This is a genomic window from Leifsonia araucanica (genome assembly GCF_051161895.1).
Taxonomy (GTDB): domain Bacteria; phylum Actinomycetota; class Actinomycetes; order Actinomycetales; family Microbacteriaceae; genus Leifsonia.
Window position 1 is genome coordinate 1,127,181 of sequence record NZ_JBMBTW010000002.1, and the last position, 17,772, is coordinate 1,144,952.

General features: G+C 61.6%; 19 protein-coding genes. 14 read left to right on the forward strand and 5 right to left on the reverse strand.

From position 1 onward, the window contains the following. The first annotated feature begins 90 nt into the window (after positions 1-90). From lipB to ACN6M5_RS05415, 3 genes are read left to right on the forward strand one after another with little or no spacing between them, the layout of a single operon-like run. Positions 91-738, forward strand: a complete 648-nt coding sequence (lipB, locus tag ACN6M5_RS05405; protein ID WP_434948805.1) for a lipoyl(octanoyl) transferase LipB — start codon at positions 91-93, stop codon at positions 736-738. Continuing rightward, complete coding sequence (gene lipA, locus ACN6M5_RS05410) at positions 735-1,724, forward strand: lipoyl synthase (RefSeq protein WP_434948806.1); 990 nt, start codon at positions 735-737, stop codon at positions 1,722-1,724. The genes lipB and lipA overlap by 4 nt, the downstream gene beginning before the upstream one ends. Positions 1,725-1,773: 49 nt before the next feature. Continuing rightward, on the forward strand, positions 1,774-2,472 hold the full coding sequence (locus tag ACN6M5_RS05415; protein ID WP_085367860.1) for a DUF4191 domain-containing protein: 699 nt from the start codon (positions 1,774-1,776) through the stop codon (positions 2,470-2,472). Positions 2,473-2,605: 133 nt separating this feature from the next. Here ACN6M5_RS05415 and ACN6M5_RS05420 read toward each other — a convergent pair whose 3' ends face one another. After that, positions 2,606-3,043 (reverse strand): RDD family protein, encoded by a 438-nt coding sequence (locus ACN6M5_RS05420; protein ID WP_085367861.1) that lies wholly within the window; start codon positions 3,041-3,043, stop codon positions 2,606-2,608. Positions 3,044-3,182: 139 nt separating this feature from the next. Between ACN6M5_RS05420 and glnA the strand changes: the two genes are divergently transcribed. Next, on the forward strand, positions 3,183-4,607 hold the full coding sequence (gene glnA, locus ACN6M5_RS05425) for a type I glutamate--ammonia ligase (RefSeq protein WP_085367863.1): 1,425 nt from the start codon (positions 3,183-3,185) through the stop codon (positions 4,605-4,607). A 27-nt stretch (positions 4,608-4,634) separates the two neighbouring features. On the opposite strand, the gene ACN6M5_RS05430 is transcribed toward glnA, so the two are convergent. Both ACN6M5_RS05430 and ACN6M5_RS05435 read right to left on the reverse strand, forming a co-directional pair. Next, on the reverse strand, positions 4,635-5,747 hold the full coding sequence (locus ACN6M5_RS05430; RefSeq protein WP_434948807.1) for a tyrosine-type recombinase/integrase: 1,113 nt from the start codon (positions 5,745-5,747) through the stop codon (positions 4,635-4,637). Further along, positions 5,722-6,462, reverse strand: a complete 741-nt coding sequence (locus tag ACN6M5_RS05435; protein WP_434948808.1) for a hypothetical protein — start codon at positions 6,460-6,462, stop codon at positions 5,722-5,724. The genes ACN6M5_RS05430 and ACN6M5_RS05435 overlap by 26 nt, the downstream gene beginning before the upstream one ends. Before the next feature lie 109 nt (positions 6,463-6,571). Between ACN6M5_RS05435 and ACN6M5_RS05440 the strand changes: the two genes are divergently transcribed. From ACN6M5_RS05440 to ACN6M5_RS05475, 8 genes are all read left to right on the forward strand, one after another. Beyond that, the gene (locus ACN6M5_RS05440; protein WP_434948809.1) at positions 6,572-6,778 is read left to right on the forward strand and encodes a helix-turn-helix domain-containing protein; all 207 of its coding nucleotides are present in this window, start codon (positions 6,572-6,574) and stop codon (positions 6,776-6,778) included. 412 nt (positions 6,779-7,190) lie between these two features. Beyond that, positions 7,191-7,412: a hypothetical protein gene (locus ACN6M5_RS05445; RefSeq protein WP_434948810.1), complete on the forward strand. Its 222-nt coding sequence runs from the start codon at positions 7,191-7,193 to the stop codon at positions 7,410-7,412. Positions 7,413-7,434: 22 nt separating this feature from the next. After that, entirely contained in the window at positions 7,435-7,845 is a 411-nt protein-coding gene (locus ACN6M5_RS05450) for a helix-turn-helix domain-containing protein (RefSeq protein ID WP_434948811.1), read from the forward strand. A gap of 450 nt (positions 7,846-8,295) precedes the next feature. After that, positions 8,296-9,204 (forward strand): hypothetical protein, encoded by a 909-nt coding sequence (locus ACN6M5_RS05455; RefSeq protein WP_434948812.1) that lies wholly within the window; start codon positions 8,296-8,298, stop codon positions 9,202-9,204. Between the two features lie 122 nt (positions 9,205-9,326). Continuing rightward, complete coding sequence (locus ACN6M5_RS05460; protein WP_434948813.1) at positions 9,327-9,653, forward strand: hypothetical protein; 327 nt, start codon at positions 9,327-9,329, stop codon at positions 9,651-9,653. Positions 9,654-9,661: 8 nt separating this feature from the next. Next, positions 9,662-10,276, forward strand: coding sequence for a hypothetical protein (locus ACN6M5_RS05465; RefSeq protein ID WP_434948814.1), 615 nt, complete (start codon positions 9,662-9,664; stop codon positions 10,274-10,276). A 27-nt stretch (positions 10,277-10,303) separates the two neighbouring features. After that, positions 10,304-10,690 (forward strand): hypothetical protein, encoded by a 387-nt coding sequence (locus ACN6M5_RS05470; protein ID WP_434948815.1) that lies wholly within the window; start codon positions 10,304-10,306, stop codon positions 10,688-10,690. A gap of 182 nt (positions 10,691-10,872) precedes the next feature. Continuing rightward, positions 10,873-12,870, forward strand: a complete 1,998-nt coding sequence (locus tag ACN6M5_RS05475) for a NosD domain-containing protein (RefSeq protein WP_434948816.1) — start codon at positions 10,873-10,875, stop codon at positions 12,868-12,870. A 60-nt stretch (positions 12,871-12,930) separates the two neighbouring features. Here the strand turns inward: ACN6M5_RS05475 and ACN6M5_RS05480 are convergent, their stop codons facing one another. Next, positions 12,931-13,323, reverse strand: coding sequence for a hypothetical protein (locus ACN6M5_RS05480; RefSeq protein WP_434948817.1), 393 nt, complete (start codon positions 13,321-13,323; stop codon positions 12,931-12,933). Between the two features lie 391 nt (positions 13,324-13,714). Between ACN6M5_RS05480 and ACN6M5_RS05485 the strand changes: the two genes are divergently transcribed. Then, complete coding sequence (locus ACN6M5_RS05485) at positions 13,715-14,104, forward strand: P27 family phage terminase small subunit (protein WP_434948818.1); 390 nt, start codon at positions 13,715-13,717, stop codon at positions 14,102-14,104. Positions 14,105-14,524: 420 nt separating this feature from the next. Then, positions 14,525-17,230: a phage tail tape measure protein gene (locus tag ACN6M5_RS05490; RefSeq protein ID WP_434948819.1), complete on the forward strand. Its 2,706-nt coding sequence runs from the start codon at positions 14,525-14,527 to the stop codon at positions 17,228-17,230. A 131-nt stretch (positions 17,231-17,361) separates the two neighbouring features. Here the strand turns inward: ACN6M5_RS05490 and ACN6M5_RS05495 are convergent, their stop codons facing one another. Next, positions 17,362-17,586 carry a hypothetical protein gene (locus ACN6M5_RS05495; RefSeq protein ID WP_434948820.1) on the reverse strand — a complete coding sequence of 75 codons (225 nt, stop codon included), beginning with the start codon at positions 17,584-17,586 and terminating at the stop codon, positions 17,362-17,364. Positions 17,587-17,772: the final 186 nt, after the last annotated feature.

Genomic DNA, 17,772 nt, shown 5'->3' on the forward strand with positions numbered 1-17,772 from the left:
GGAACCCTCGCGACGCGGCGCACCCGACCCCGTGGACAACTCGCCAAACAGCCGCCCTGTGGAAAGCGCGCAAGCACATAGACTTGCTGCGTGGTCGACTATGTCGTCACGGGGCTAAGCGCCAACTCCGTGCCGTATTTCGAGGCCCTTCAACAGCAGCGTGCCGTGCACGCCGATGTCGTTGCAGGCCGGGCGCCCGATACTGTCATCCTCCTCGAGCATCCCTCGGTGTACACCGCAGGGAAACGCACAGAGCCCGACGAAAGGCCGACCGACGGCACACCCGTCATCGATGTCGACCGCGGCGGGAAGATCACCTGGCACGGGCCGGGGCAGCTCGTGGGATACCCGATTCTCCGCCTTCCCGAACCCATCGACGTCGTCGGATACGTCCGGCGGCTGGAGAGCATCCTGATCGATGTTCTTGCGGACGTCGGGGTGCACGGTGAACGTGTGCAGGGACGCTCCGGCGTGTGGATCCGCGGGATCCAGCGCGACGAGAAGATCGCCGCCATCGGCATCCGCGTTGCCGAGGGCGTCACCATGCACGGGTTCGCGCTCAACTGCTCCAACGGGTTCGAGGCCTACGACGCGATCGTGGCCTGCGGCATCCGGGATGCGGGGATCACCTCGATCAGCCGCGTCCTCGGGCGCACGGTCACCCCGGAGGACGTCGTCCCCCTCATCCAGGCACGCTTCGACAGAGAATTCGACACAGGACTGGAGACCGTCGCGTGAGCGCAGCGCCAGAGGGACGCAAGATGTTGCGCCTCGAAATCCGCAATGCAGAGACCCCCATCGAGCGCAAGCCCGAGTGGATCAAGACCAAAGCGAAGATGGGTCCCGAGTACCGCCAGCTGCAGAACCTCGTGAAGGGCGAGAACCTGCACACGGTGTGCCAGGAAGCCGGCTGCCCGAACATCTTCGAGTGCTGGGAGGACAGGGAGGCGACGTTCCTCATCGGAGGAGCCCAGTGCACCAGGCGGTGCGACTTCTGCCAGATCGACACCGGCAAGCCCGCCGACTATGACACCGACGAGCCGCGCCGGGTCGCAGAATCCGTCGCGAAGATGGACCTGCGCTACGCCACCGTCACCGGCGTCGCCCGCGACGACCTGGCCGACGAAGGCTCGTGGCTGTACGCCGAGACGATCCGCGAGATCCACCGGCAGAGCCCGGGCACGGGCGTCGAGATCCTGGTCCCCGACTTCTCCGGCAACCCCGAATACCTCGGCGAGGTGTTCTCCGCCGAGCCCGAGGTGTTCGCGCACAACGTCGAGACCGTCCCGCGCATCTTCAAGCGCATCCGGCCGGCCTTCCGCTACGAGCGCTCGCTCGACGTCATCACGCAGGGACGTGCTGCCGGGCTCATCACCAAGTCCAACCTCATCCTCGGGATGGGCGAGGAGCGCGCAGAGGTCAGCCAGGCTCTGCGGGACCTGCACGACGCGGGGACGGACATCATCACGATCACCCAGTACCTGCGGCCGAGCCCGCGGCATCTGCCGGTGGCTCGGTGGGTGCATCCGGATGAGTTCGTCGAGCTGAAAGAGGAGGCGGAGGCGATCGGGTTCCTCGGTGTGCTCGCCGGTCCACTGGTCCGTTCCTCGTACCGCGCAGGGCGACTCTGGGCGCAGTCGATGCACGCGAAAGGCCGCGAGGTGCCGGACGAGCTCCGCCACCTGGCCGACGCGTCGCTCGGGTTCGCGCAGGCCGTATCCTGACCGCGAACAACGTCACTGCGCGGGCGGCCGAGCCGGTATCCTTGTGACTATGGCACGCAAGGACAAGTCCACCAAGGAGCCCGGTCGGCTCAAGCAGATGTGGCAGGTCTTCCAGATGACCCGCCGCTACGACAAGCGGGCGGTGTTGTACATCGTGGGCGGCATCGTGGCCCCGATCATCGTCGGCGTGCTTCTGGCGATCTTCCTGTCCGACGGCAACGGCTTCACGATGGCAATGTGGATCCTCGCCGGCGTGCTCGCCGGTGTGCTGATCGGCTTGATCATCCTGGGGCGTCGCGCCGAGCGTGCTGCGTACTCGCAGATCGAGGGCCAGCCCGGTGCCGTCGGCGCCGTGCTGCGCAGTTCCCTGAAGCGCAGCTGGCGCGGCTCGGAGATGCCGGTCGCCGTCAACGGCAAGACCCAGGACGCGATCTACCGTGCCACCGGGCGCGGCGGTGTCGTGCTCATCAGCGAGGGCCCGAAGACCCGCACCCAGCGGATGATCGACGAGGAGCGCCGCAAGGTCACCCGCGTGCTGCCGAACGTGCCCGTGACGACGATCAGCGTCGGACCGGATGCGGACGCCACCCCGCTGCACAAGATCCCGCGCGTGCTCGCCAAGATCAAGCCCACCCTGACCAAGGCCGAGGTCATGGCGATCAGCAACCGTCTCCAGTCGCTGGAGAACTCGATGCCGATCCCCAAGGGCATCGACCCGATGAAGGTTCGCGCCCAGCGCGCTCGCTAGAGCCCGCTCCCCCGCATACCCCGCCCCGCGCATCCATCGAGCCGGGACTTCTGTACGACCGCGACCGGCGAGTCGCGTGCAGAGGTCCCGGCTCGATTCTTTGGATGCTGCGGCGACGTCGGGGATGGCGCGGTCAGGCCCGGATGAGGACGGTGCCGGCGATCTTGTCGTGGAAGCCGCGCTGGTCGGAGTCCCAGACGAGCGCGGGAATCACGATCGCGAGCAGCAGCGTGCGGACGACGGGACGCCAGAGGCCCACCCAGCCGCCGCGGATCGCGACAACGCGCATCCCGAACACCCGGTGGCCGATGCCGCCGCCGATGGTCGGGATGAACAGGATCTGCATGAGCACGAAGATGCCGGTGGTGGCCCAGCCGTTCACGATCCCGTCGGTGCGGAAGAACGCGAAAGAAATCAGATAGGCGATCGCCCAGTCGATGACGATGGCGCCGATGCGGCGACCTGCACGCCCGACCGAGCCTCTGCCCGTCTCCGGCAATCCCAGTCGTTCACCGGGATAGCGGCTCGGCGCGATGTTGCCGGAGGCGGAGGATGGCGGGTTCTGTGGCACCAGACGAGTTTACCGGCCACGGGTATGCGTAACACGCCGGAAACATTTGCGTCACTCCGGGGAAACTCCTTCCCCGTACGGTGTTGTCTTGGGCTGCAGGTGCAGTCCACCACCTCAATCCATTTTGGGAGTCCTCCGCATGTTCCGTGATTCTTCCGAGGTGCTCAAGTTCATCAAGGACACCGACGTCAAGTTCCTTGATATCCGCTTCACCGATCTGCCCGGTGTGCAGCAGCACTTCAACATCCCCGCTTCGACCGTCGACGAAGAGTTCTTCTCCGTCGGTCAGCTCTTCGACGGCTCGTCCATCCGAGGCTTCGCGTCCATCCACGAATCGGACATGCAGCTCATCCCCGACGTCTCCACCGCGTACGTCGACCCCTTCCGTGCCGAGCGCACGCTCATCATGGTCTTCGACATCTACAACCCGCGCAACGGCGAGATCTACTCGAAGGACCCGCGCCAGGTCGCCAAGAAGGCCGAGAAGTACCTCGCCTCCACCGGCATCGCCGACACCGCGTTCTTCGCTCCCGAGGCCGAGTTCTACATCTTCGACGACGTCCGTTACGAGGTGAACCAGCACTCGAGCTTCTACTCGGTGGACTCCGAAGAGGGAGCCTGGAACACCGGTCGTGTCGAGGAGGGCGGAAACCTCGCCAACAAGACGCCGTACAAGGGCGGATACTTCCCGGTCAGCCCGGTCGACAAGCAGGCCGACCTGCGCGACGACATCTCGCTGAAGCTGATCGACGCCGGCCTCATCCTGGAGCGCGCGCACCACGAGGTGGGCACCGGCGGCCAGGCCGAGATCAACTACCGCTTCGACACGATGGTGCACGCGGCAGACGACATCCTGAAGTTCAAGTACATCGTGAAGAACACGGCTGAGCTCTGGGGCAAGGTCGCGACCTTCATGCCGAAGCCGCTGTTCGGCGACAACGGCTCCGGGATGCACACCCACCAGTCGCTGTGGAACGACGGCAAGCCGCTGTTCTACGACGAGGCGGGCTACGGCGGCCTCTCCGACATCGCGCGCTGGTACATCGGCGGCCTGCTCAAGCACGCCCCGGCCGTCCTCGCGTTCACGAACCCGACGGTGAACTCGTTCCACCGCCTGGTCCCCGGCTTCGAAGCCCCGGTCAACCTGGTCTACTCGGCCGGCAACCGCTCCGCGTCGATCCGCATCCCGATCACGGGCACCAACCCGAAGGCGAAGCGCATCGAGTTCCGCGCCCCCGACGCGTCCGGCAACCCGTACCTCGCGTTCGCCGCGCAGCTCATGGCGGGCCTCGACGGCATCAAGAACCGCATCGAGCCGCACGAGCCGGTCGACAAGGACCTCTACGAGCTCCCGCCCGAGGAAGCCAAGAACATCCCGCAGGTCCCCGGCACCCTCGCCGAGGTCCTGGATGCACTCGAGGCCGACCACGACTTCCTCCTCGCAGGCGGCGTGTTCACCCCGGAGCTCATCGAGACCTGGATCGACTACAAGCGCGAGAAGGAAATCAAGCCCCTCGCGCAGCGTCCCCACCCGTTCGAGTACGAGCTGTACTTCGGCGTCTAGCCGATAGGCCGCGGAATCACGCGGGAGTTACGACGTCGCGGGCACGTTAGTCCGCAAAGAGTCCGCACGAGTTGCAGGACGGTTCGCGAAAGCGGCCGACACCGCAGCCCGTGCGGACTCGTCTGTATCCGGCCACAAGTGACCATACGTATCGAGTGTGGTCTTCGCTGATGCGTGCCGCAGCCGGGCTTGAACGGTCTTGATATCGAGCCCCGCGGCGATCAGCAGCGACGCGTAGTAGTGCCGCAGGTCGTGAATCCGAAAGCCTTCTGGCAGACCTACGACGGTCGCACGAGCGGTCCGGAAGGCCGTTTCGATCGTGTACGGGGCTACGGGACGGCCGAAGGCGCCGACGACGAGCGTAGGACTCCCCCACTTTGCCGGCACCCGGTTGAGTTCTAATGCGACGTCCTGCGGGATGGGGATCGGCGTCTTCGACATATCCGTCTTGAGTTCGTCTGCCGGATACTGGATCTCGGGGCTGATGACTCCGCGCATGAAGTCCACGTCAGACACCCGCAGAGCGGCGATCTCCCCGACTCTCAGGCCCGCGAAGGCCCCAAGTAGCACCACGGGCCGAAAGTGCTCAGGGAGAGCGTCGTGCACTGCCCAGACCTGCTCCGTAGTGGCGACATAGGGTCGCTGTTTCGGCGTGCGAGGCGAGGTTCGCCGACTGACCGGCGACCGCGGCACAAGTCCGTCATGCACTGCGTCGGCGTACACCTGTGAGAGGCGACGGTGCAGCCCGTAGATGGTCGACGTGGACAGACCTTCGGCGCCCAGTTCGACCATCCAATTCTTGACCTCCGAAGGGCGCACGCTCCCGAGTGCCCGATCCCCGAACTTCGCAATGATGCGTTTGACATGCACACGAGCGCTCTTCACGGTCGACTCTCGGTTCGATCCGTAGCCGACTAACCAGGTGTCACACCACTCGCCCACTGTGATCTTCGCGGTTTTTGGCGCGACCCAAGTTCCGGTGACGAGTTTCGACGTTTCGCGGTCGAGCCAGTGCTGAGCAGAGTTCTCCGGGTCTCGCGGGTTGTCTTTGAACTTGAAGTGCCGCGAATGCTCTTTGCCCATGGCGTCCCGATAGCGTGCGCGCCATTTACCATCAGGTCTCTTCTTGATGCTGGACATCGTTGCCTTCCATTGCTTTGAAGCGGCCTTGCTGCATTCGGAACAGGGTCTCTTGTTCGAACGCCCGAGTGGGTTCCCACGCGGGCGGCGTTGCTAGCGCTACCGGCTTGAGGATTCCCGCCTTCTTGGCTTTCGAAATCCAGTTGTCCGCCGTCCGAGCCGTCAAGCCGAAGGTCTCGGCGATCGCCTTCGCGGGCGGCTGCGATGCGACGCTTGCTAGCTGGTAATGAAGAGCTACCTGCTTCAGCACCCATTCCTGCGGACCGGCGTCGCGAACAGTCTGTCCGAGACTGCTCTGATCGAACTCTGGACCATCGTCTCCATACCAGTCCGCGAAGGAGGCCGGCGGCTCGTCACGATTCAGTTTCAGAAAGATTCCCCGGCTCGCGCCAGCGCGCATTAGCTCCGCCACTCGTACCTCACGAAGTTGTGTCCCAGTTATCTCGCTGTCACCCGTAGCGTTCACCTTGACACTTTGGACCTTGTATCGCATGTCCCACGCCCACGGCGAAAACCGCAGTTCCATTTCGACGTCGTAGTTCAACATGCCGTGTTCTTCTCGACTCTCGGCTGAACTCAGCAGAACAGCCAAGCGCGGCACCACGCCGATGCCGATTTCAAGCCCGACGGTTGCGTCGCGCCATGTCGGCTCATGGTCGGCCATCCAAAGCGGCGCATCGTCATCGGGGAAACCCGTACGAACATCAACAATCATGTTTGCATTCTGCCGTGTTTGCGCTCGCTTGACAAGGTGGCACCACATGAGGGACACTATTAAGTGCGCCGCTTCGTCAAGGTGGCACCACTGAAATGGAGGTTCAGCAATGACAAAGGGAAAGCTGCTTCTGGTCCCGGAGATCGCTGAGCGACTCAGACGCTCGGAGCAAGCAGTTAGGTATCAGATCCACCGAGGTGCGCTCGCGCCTACCGCAGTAGTGGGAGGCCGCCGTGTAATGGCTGAAGAGGACTTGGAGGCCTACATCGAGGCCCAGTTCGAACGATCGCAGTTGAGCGGGGCACTAGCGGGTTAGTCCTCGTGTCGCTCTCAAATCAGGCTGACCGCTCGCCTGACAATTCCGCCCTCTGGTACAGGGACCCGGTCGGGAAGCAAGTAGTACGCAACCTCGAACCCGGCCCGTATCAGATCATCAGCCCCAACGGCTTTCGTCTCTGGATTTCGTTGGAAGACCTGAAGCCGCTCCTGCGGCAATTCACCTACCAGGCATCCCGTAAAGGGTACATCTGGGCAAAGAAAAACGCCCTGACCGCTACCAACGACCAGGGCACATCCCCCGAAAACCGCTAAGAAACCGAAGGACGAAAACAATGTTGTCTTCAACTATTATCGCACAGGCCGCCCCCTCCCCGCTCAGTGCCAGCACTGAAAGTCTCCCCCAGTCGATCACGATCGTTGCGACTCGAGTGCAGATCGGTTGGTCATCAATGCCCATTGGAACCAAGGTTTCGCTGTACAAGTCAACGAGTGTGTACGACGTGAACGTGATTCACGGAATCACGCCCGCAGACGGCAGGACAGCTGGGGAGACCTGGACGCTGGACGGCGTTACCACTGAAGTCTTAGGCGACTACGGGTACCTGGGTGAAATCGAACGCGACCGCCGACACTACGCGCTGCTCGAGGTGCTCTCCCCCATCGACAACTGAATCCAGGCACCAGGAGGCGAAGGTGTCATTTGAAGCCTTCCGGTGGGCCAAGAGTTGGGGCGGACTTTCGACTAGTCGAAAGTTCGTCCTTCTCATGTTGGCCGACCATTACAACGAGGAAGCACATCGAGCGTGGCCTTCGATGCAGACGCTGGCCAGAGAGACAGGAATGAGCCGTCGCAGCGTAGTCAATTGCATTGCAACCCTCGAGAAGGAGGGACTGATCGAAGTTGAACAGTGGGTCGATGCGACCACGGGCAAACAAATGTCGAACCGGTACTGCCTGCCTTGGCACGATGAAGAGTCTGTGCGTGCGGAGACGTTGCCCGTGCGGGTGTACCGCACCCGCAGCGGTAGTGGGTGGGAGGCTGCATCTGATTCCACGACTGACGGCCTGTGGATAAGTTCGGCTCGTGAGTCAGAAGCCGTGTGAACGTCTTTCACCGGGACAGTGAACGAGATTCACCACCCCCTGTGAACGTCTTTCACAGTCCCCTGTGAACCAGTTGCGCACAAATCCTTAGTAGAGCCCAAAACCTAACTCTCAATAAGAGCCCGTAGGCACACGTCCCGTGTGCACGGGCTCTTTCCATGCGGGCACCCCCGGGAAGGAAGACCCAATGTTCTCAGGCAACGACCACGGAGCACGCTGCGAAAGACACGTCGGTGAAGTGTTCCCACCCCGATGCGGCGACTGCGAAGACCTCAACATCCCCACCCCTCGCACCGGATACATACCGGGGAGCCAGTGTGCACTCCACGCCGAATATCCGCTGCCGTGTGCACGGTGCAAACGCGAAACAGACGAACCAGAAGGAGCTTACGACGTGAATCCCGATACGAACCACGCGCACTACATCCGTGAACTCGAGGGAGAAAGGGCATGACACTCAGGCAAATCCTGTTTGACGGGCAGACGAATGGTGCCACCGCTACTAGCGCGCTCCTCACCGGCAACACCGGGTACTCAGTTACCAGCCCTTCGACAGCCACATTCTCGACAGCGGATGGTTTGCGCAGCAGCACAGGCCTCCGGGTAAACGTATCCACTGCCACAGCGATCATCCGGTATGACCTGACCGCAGATAACGACACGGCAGCGTTCAGCCTGGTGTTCACGATGCCCACGGGTGCGCCGTCTGCGTTCGCGAACTTCTTCTCCGTTCGCACCGCAGCTGGGCGAGCAGCAAGCTTGGGGATCAGCACAAACGGGAAACTGTTCGTTACCGATGGTGCCGCGTCAGGCGGAACGGTCACATATGTGACCCCCACCGCCGGAACGCTCACCTACGGTGGGCAGTACCGGATCGAGCTGCGACTGCACGGTAACTCCACCACCGCAGGCACGATCAGCGCCGCCGTGTACGACCCAACCGGAACCACCGCCATCTCCACGATGACACCGGTTACGAACGCGAACCTGCTCACCGGGTCACTGCACCAGATCGAAATCGGTAACTCTGGCCCGACCGCGATTTCGTTCGGCATCGACGACATTCAGATGGATGACGGGCGCACCACCGAAATCGGGCCGATCCTAGTCGCACTGTCCACCCCGACCGTCACCTTCGGAACAACAACCAACCCGTCCACGGCGGGCGGGACGGACGGTTCCCAGGTGGTCACTTGGGGAGCTGTCACGAACGCAACCTCGTACGACGCGTATAAGGCGACGAAAGCGTCGCCAGCACAATCGGACTTCACGTTGGTGTCGTCAGGTGTCACATCCCCGTACACGTTCACGGGGTTGGGTGCCGGCACGTATTCGTTCGGCATCATGGCGAAGCCGTAAACGATGGACGCATACATGAACTCGCCGATCGGCTCCGCGTCCGCCAGCCAATCCGACCCCGAAATGGTGCCCTCTCTGATCGGGTACGTGCCCGCAATCCTCGGGGGCACCGAGGACGGCGAATGAGCGAAACAGAACCCGACGTGTTGGTGGAAGCGGATGGCTCTGTGTCTCTGATTGATCGCGACGAGCTGGACCTAACAGCATCGAAGATCGCCGCATTGCTTACCTCTGGCGAGGACGAAATCCACGACCTTGCAAACAACAAATGGGAAGACATCTACAACAGAACGTCCCCCGCCTTCGCCGTCAAAGTCGCCTACGAAGCCACCGGCATGGTCGCGTTCCTGATGACCCTGCCGCCCAACTGGGCACACGCTCGCGCCACCACCCGACGACTCGAACGATTCCACGAAACCATCAACGCCAAATACCGCGAATACATCTAGGAGCAACCATGCCACTCACACCTCAGTACAACGCAAATCAGCAGAAAGCCCTCGACGCGCTCGACAACTACAACCGGCAGCTTGAACAAATCCGTCTCAACGGGCAGATCAGTCATGCGGGCAAACAGAACGCGATCGCTGCTTTATGGGGTCGCACGGTCAAGGAGCAGAAGGCGCAGCAGGACGCCATGATGTCCGACCATCAGCGCCTGACTGCTGCACTCGAACGCGAAGTGTTCGGCCTCCGCCCTGGCGCGACCGCAGAAGAAATCGCGCTGTACCGCAACGCAGCCGAGCAGACAAGCAACATCACCGACCCGGCAGCGGCGCTCTCGCAGCTCCGATCAGCAGCGTTAAGCGGAGACACCACCCTGGCGAAAACGGTTCTCGCACAGGCCATCCGGGAGGCGCATTCCGTCCCCATTCCAGCAATGGCTGCACCCTGGGCGGAGGTAGCGAATGCGTACATCGAGATGAACCCCGCCGCAGAAGCAAAGGTCGAAGCGCTTTGGGAAGCGAAAGCAGCAGGTGGGGTCATTGAGAACATCGCATTCCACCCGCCCGCGAAGCCGCTGGAAGTGCAAAGCCTGACCGACGCGGAGCTGCTGGGACTCGCCGAATAACTTCAACATCTGAAAGGGACCCGATCAATGACTTTTGAAGATGATCTGAAAGCCGAATGCGAAGCCGAACGACCGACCGCAGACGTTGACGTACTGCTGAACGGCAACCCCTACACCCTCCGATTCACGCAGATGGAAGGCATGGACTGGGCATCCAACTCCGACCTGGCACCCGCACGACCAGGCGTCCTACTCGACACCCGGTACGGCTACCACCTCCGCCAACTCGTCACAATCGTCGCCCCGCAATGCGGTGGCCGTGTTGATGGTGACATGGTTGTCCCGCTCACCGAGGATCAGTGGCGCGCGATTTTCAAGGGCAACGGTCGCAACGTTGCCCGTATCGGTGACGCGATCTTCATGCTCAACGAATACAACCCCGACAAGGCTGTCGAAGACGCCAAGGTCGCCTAACAAGCCGGTGTCCTCACGGTGATTGCACCTGCGTCCATGCAGCGCAGCCAGTCCTAGCAGCGGTCATGCTCCACCGGCCGTGAGGACACCATCACGTCTCACCGCCGTCGCCACAGCCGGCGGCAAGTACCACCATTCCAACCCAGATTTACAGGAACCCGGACAGGAGTACCCACAAACAAATGAGCATCTATGTCTCTTCCGTCGATCCAATCACGGCCCTGCCGCAGGGGCTCGCGCTCGAAGCGCTTGACGCCCGCTATCAGGCAGCAGCTCACGTTCAGCAGTACGGAGCCAAAGGCGACGGCACGACTGACGACACCGCCGCCATCGACGCGGCACAAACGGCCATTCTTGCGCAGGGCGGTGGTGTGCTCCATTTCGGACCCGCTGGCAAACGATACAAAGTGTCGTCCATCACCGTGTCATCAGGGATCAGATACGCAGGCGACGGCGCCACCATCGTCGGTTCATCGTCTTCGACATCCGGCATCTTCGTCGCGCAAGGCTGGCTCGACGGCTCAACAGCGATCACCGACTCGACGGTTGACGGATTCATCATGGACGGTGGAGCACTATCTACTCACGGGGTGTTCCTCATCAAAGCGAAATACTGCCGAGTCACCAACAACCGCATCTTCAACCTCGGCAACCCAACTCCGCAAAGCCAAGTGGGAATTCGCCTCCACAACGACACAGAGTCCTGCTGGGTCGAAAACAATCACGTGACGCTCGGCATCGACAACCCCGTCGGCACGTACGCGAGCGCTGTAGGCATCTACGCCGTCTCGACCACACCAGACACCCAAGGGGGCGGACAGAACCCCACGCTATCCTTTGGCTCGCCCAGCAACTACTCGCAGTCGCACACCATTGTGGGGAACAAGATCCTCAACGGCACCCACGGCATCTCTCTGTTTGGCGCGATCAACTGCGTCGTATCCGAGAACCACGCGACGGGACAGAGCCACCGAGGAATCATCCTCTCGCCAATCGCTTCACGAAACGTCGTGAGCAACAACCGGCTCACAGACTTCGGCTCCACCGGCATTCACCTCGCATGGGGATCAGTCGACAATGTGATCACCGGGAACCTGCTCACCACGAGCGTGTCGGGAATCGAAGGAAACGGCATCAAAGGCTACTTCGGCTGCTCAGACAATGTTGTAGTCGGCAACCGTGTCAAAGGAACCCTCAACGGGGCAATCCGATTCGCCGTCGGGTCGATTCGAAACCAGATCGTGGGCAACAAGGTCACGAACGCTGGGATCGGAGTACAGATCCAGTCGCTTCTCACAACGGCAGGCGGATACCCGGGATACTACGTACCCGCAAGCGTCTCGGACACCACATCCACGGTGATCTCTGACAACATCCTGGTTTCCTGCGACAGAAGCATTGAACTGGATGCGGCCGGCGCAGCGATGATCCGTGGAACGGTCCTGAGCGGCAATACCTCTGACACGCCCACGACCGCTGCGTACTCGATCGTGGAACGCGATACGGCATCGGTAGCGGGTGTGAACGCCACGGGCAACGTCTCGACGGGCACCACCGCACATTGGGCGATCCCACGTGGAGAACGTCACTTCTCACAGAAGTCCGGCAACACCGGACTTCTACCAACACCGACGGTTGGCTTCCTGGGATCAGGAATGTACTACCAGACGACACCCTCGACATCGACCTCCGCCACAACACTCGGCACCGGAACGCTGCGCTGCTCCCAGTTCCACGTCCCCAACGACGTCACGCTGACCCGTATCGGGGCGGAAGTCACAGTCGCCGGGGACAGCGGTTCCAAGGTACGTATTGGCATCTACGCCGACAACGGCAACGGTTATCCGGGTGCTCTCGTCACAGACTGTGGCACCATCGCTGGCGACAGCGTCGCTGTAGCCGAGTTGACCGTATCGGTCGCACTCACGCCCGGGACATATTGGGTCGGAACTGTAACCCAGGTGGTAACGACGACTCAACCGACTGTGCGCGCACTCACCAACTCGAGCGGGGTCAGTAACGAGGCGATGCCACTTACGTCAGGGACTACACCAACAGCCAACCTTGTGCCCTCATTTGCGTTCGCCGCGCTGGGAATCACAGGAGCGCTTCCAGCGACCTTCCCGACCAGTATCAACGTGTCACAGTCGGCGCCGCGAGTGTTCGTCAAGATTGCGTGACAATGCTGCCATTCAAGCTCGCTACTTATTGGTCACTGGTCGTCGTCTCCACCATCTTAATCATTTCGTCTCCGTTTCTCCCCGCTCTTCGCGTTGCGGCGGGAGTGGTGTTGGCGTGGGCGTTGATCGGTCTGTCGGTTGCGATCCGTCGTTGTCTTGATTCACCTCATGGATCAGGCGAGTCACGTCATCCAAAGAAATTGAATCCTGCTGGGTTGAAAGGAAAATCCCAACCAACGCAAGAATGATGCTGATCCAAGCCGCCACCCCGACGCCTCTTGGTCCCAAGAGCGAATCCGCGATACGAACGATATCTGGCGCATCCCTCACAACGGCCTTGCGTAACTGATCCGCGACCTGTTGTTCCCCGGTTACAGGATCAGCTAATGCGTCCTCGGCCCAGCGCGCCACATTCCGAAGGCGCACAAGCTGCGCCGCCGTCGGACGCAACACCGCAGTCACCTCACCCCCGCGAGAACTGTACGTAGCGTCGACGTAAGGAGCGGATGCGCCACATCGCGGACATTCGCCGGTGGTGCCTGCGAGCGTTAGTCCCTGCAAATCGCCGCTAAACGAGATGCCGCTCTGGTCCTCAACGAATCCGTGCCGCGGGCAATCTAACAGAGGTGGTCCCATGAACTCGACGCTAGACCGCGCCGAGCAACCATGCACCCCTCCACGCCGAAGATGGGACTTCAAGCCCGCTATTTGCCCCCCCCCCCCCCCCCCGGGAGGGGTGGGGGGATACCCCTTCAACGCGTACCAGCCAGTACCGCCGGGGAGGGCGCCGTTTGGGGCCGTTATCGGGAGCTCCCATTTTTCTGATCTGAAAGGAAGTGAACTTATGAAGATCCCCGCTGTTCTTGGTAAGCGTGGTGCGCTCTTGTGGACGTCGATTATGGATGGCACTGAGGGCCCACTTGAAGGTGATCAGCACGACGAAGAAATGGTGTTGGAAACGTGCCGCACCCTGGATGTGATTGACGCACTGAGTGAGGCAATTGATCGGGACGGTGTGACTACGAAGGGCAGTACTGGACAGATAGTCATTCATCCGGCCGTGGCTGAACTTCGTCTACAACAGCAGTCGTTCGCTCGCCTGCTTGCCCAGTTGAACTTGGAAGAGGTACAGATCGGCGTCATGCTGACGCCTCGTCAGACTGCATCTCGGGCAGCAGCGCAGAAGAAGTGGCGCGATCTGAAATCTGCTCGCACGGTCGCCGGCAATGCTTAGGCGCCAGCATGTCGAAGGTTCGATAAGTGTCGCACCCTTGGAGCTGTCGGACGTCGAGCACCCAGTGTGGGCGTCCAAGCAATCAACCCTGGCGTTCCTACGGCTTCATGATCTCTCGATCGGTCGTCAGTTAGAGTACGGGCCCGCCAATCGCTGCCACGCGGCAGGCGAGGCGTGGGCGTGGGCGAACGGCGTGACGCGGAAAGTTGACTGGGGCGCAGGGGTTGCTCTTGATCTCAAACGAATGCGGTCGCTAGACATCCGCGGCGGCTGGTCGGGAGGCATCTTGATGCAGGAGCGTCGAGCGTTCCTCGCGCGGCAGGCCTACTAGGCAACGCATTCCACGCAGTAACCAAAGGACCGACTATTTCGGTCCTTTCTCTATTTAACCCACTACGGAGAGAGACGAGCAGATGACAGGTGACGGATAGAACCGTAAAGGTCAGCCTAGTTGCGAACATCAGCAACTTCGTTGCTGGCATGCAGGCGGCGCAGAAGGCGACGAACGAGACAGGGACGGCGGCTCAGAAGCTAGCTCAGCAGAAGGAGTCCCTGGGCACCGTGGGTCGGTCGCTGTTGGCGATTGGTGCTGTTGCTGCGGCTGGTGTTGGTTTGGCGATTGCGAAGTTCGCCGAGTTTGACGCGAAGATGTCGCAGGTTCAGACGCTTTCCCACGCGACGGCCGGCGAAATGAATGCCCTGTCCGATGCGGCTCTGAACATGGGTCAATCGATCGGGTTTTCGGCGTCGCAGGTTGCGGATGCGGAGATCGAGCTGGTCAAGGCTGGCGTGTCCGTCAAGGACATCATGGGTGGCGCGCTCAAGGGTGCGCTTGACCTGGCCGCTGCCGGCCAGATTGATGTTGCGCAGGCTACCGAGATCGCATCGTCAGCGATGGTGCAGTTCGGCCTGTCGGGCAAGGACGTTCCCCACATTGCGGACCTGCTTGCTGCTGGTGCGGACAAGGCGCTTGGTGGCGTGTCCGAGCTTGGTGTGGCGTTGAAGTATGCGGGTCCGGTGGCCGCGTCGTTCGGTATCTCCCTTGATGAAACGGTCGGCGTGCTGGCTGACTTCGCATCCCGCGGCATCCTGGCCGACCAGGCTGGTACGTCGCTGCGTGGTGTTCTGTCGTCTCTGACTTCGCCGTCCGCTATCGCTGCGGATGTGATGAAGAAGTACAACATCACCCTGTTCGACGGTGCCGGTAAGTTCATCGGCCTTGCTGGTGCTGCTGGTCAGCTGCATGACAAGCTCGGTCGGTACAGCGACCAGGAGCGCTCGCTCGCGTTGGGCCAGATTTTCGGCAACCAGCAGATCACCGCGGCGAACATTCTGATGAAAGACGGTGCTGTGGCCGTCGATAAGTGGACGAAGGCCGTCAACGATCAGGGGTTCGCGGCGCAGCAGGCTCGCGGCAAGATGGACAACCTTGCCGGTGATGTGAAGAAGCTCGGTGCCGCGTTCGAATCGGATCTGATCAAGTCTGGGTCCGCCGCGAACGGTGCACTTCGCGGAATCGTGCAGACGGTGACCAACTTGGTTTCGGCATTCGGAAACCTGCCGCCGGCAGCTCAAGGGACGGTGCTCGCTGTCGGCGCCGTTGTGGCTACGGTCACCCTGCTCGGCGGCGGCTTACTCACTGTGGTTCCGAAGATCGCGGCGATGAAGAATGCGCTGTCGGATCTCAACACGTCGCTGAGAACCGTGAGCATAGCGGGAGGCGCAGTCGCGCTGGCGATCACCGCCCTGGTTACGATCGTCGCTGCTGTCGCGAACTCGCAGGCGGAGGCCAAGGCGCGAACGGATGAGTTCACCGCGTCTTTGGATGAGAACACGGGTGCAATCACAAAGAACACCCGCGAAGTGGCGGCGAAGCAGCTCCACGACAACGGGTCGATCGCGATCGCGAACAAGCTCGGCGTGAGCTTGAAGACAATCACGGATGCATCGCTGGGGAACGCTACTGCCATCGCTAAGGTCAACTCGCAGTTTCAGTTGTGGCAGGTGACGGCGAAGGGGTCGAGTGCGGACCTGACGCAGAACGGCATCCTTTGGCAGGAACTGCTTGGAAAGATCGGGACCACGAGCGCCAGCTTGAAGGCGTCGCAGAAGGATTGGGAGAACAACCAGAAAGCGGTTGGCGATAGCTCCGATGCAACGGACGTTGCTGCAGGGTCTATTGACGCTCTGGCGGGCGCAACGCAGAAGGCGACTCAGGCGACCGACGATTACAACAAGGCCCTTGCTGGTCTTGGTCAGGTGAATCTAGATGCGTCGTCGGCGAACATCAAGTACAACCAGTCCATTCAGGATGCTGCGGATGCGACGGCTAAGGCTGGTCAGTCGCTTGATGTGACGACCGAGGCGGGTCGGCAGAACATGTCGGCGTTGGATGACATTGCGTCGTCTGCGGTGGCGTTGATCGCAGCCCAGCAGAAAGCTGGTGCGTCGACGGATGTTTTGTCGGCGAACATGGGTGCTGCACGTCAGGCGTTCATCAACGCGGCGATCGCTGCCGGTGCGACCGCCGATCAGGCTGCGCATCTGGCGGACCAGTACGGGCTCATCCCCGCGGACGTGAGCACGGCGTATCACACGTCGGGTGCTGACGCTGCTGTGCTCGCTGCGCAGCAATTGAAGGCAGCTCAGGACGCGATCGAACGCAACATCACCATCCGGGTGAACACGATCAACACGAACGCTACGAACCCGCTCACGGACTTCGGTTTGGGTGACGGAGGAATCCACCGCGCGGTCGGTGGCATGCTTCCGGGTGCGCCGTCGTCGAAGGACAACATGCTGATCCATGCGGCGTCGGGTGAGTTCGTGACGCGTGCGGCTGCTGCTGCGGTTCCGTCGAACCGGGCGATGCTCGAGTACATCAACCGTGGTGGTGTGGTGCGTGGGTATGCGAATGGTGGTCGGGTTGCGCCGTCGTATGTGCCCGCACCTGCCGCGCCGCTCTTCGGGTCGAGTGGGTTCGACGGTCCGGTGCAACTGTCGCTGGCTGGTGCGTCTATCTCCGCGACCCTTGATGGTCAGCCGATCCAGTTGATGATTCACGACCAGGTTGTGCAGGCACAACACGCGAACGACCGGGCCGCAGCTCGCGGATACAGGGGGTAGGTGCGCCGTTTGAGGACTACGCCGCGCGGCATAGTCTGACGGGTGTGCGGACACCGCCCCCACATCTCACCTCCCGAGATGTGGGGGCACTTCCGCCTGTCGTCGTTCGCTTTCGGATGCTCAGACGCTCGCTACAGCCGAATGGCTTGCGCCAACCGCGCGGCATTAGCCATCTGCTGCAAATTGGGCACTTCCTCCGCAATGCGGTTTCCAGGAAGTGACTCGAGCATCTCCTCGATATATCGCGTTGTTATCTCAAGCGCGGCCCCCAGGTCGCGGATTAGCGGACCCCACTCTTCGACAACCATCGAGTTAGCCTCCAGCGCATCCAACCGCTGTTCTACCGTCTCAGTCATGCATGGATGCTACGCGCATCTCAATTGTTCATTCTTCGTAAACCGTCAATTGGGCAGTGATTGCTAGGTTCCAACTGCTGGGTCTTCCAGCGGTTGAGGTGAGATGTGCCCCTTCCCGTGACTTCCTTAACTACGACCGTCCGTGTCCTTTGAAATAGTCGTCCGTGTGGGTTCCGCTCAATCCTT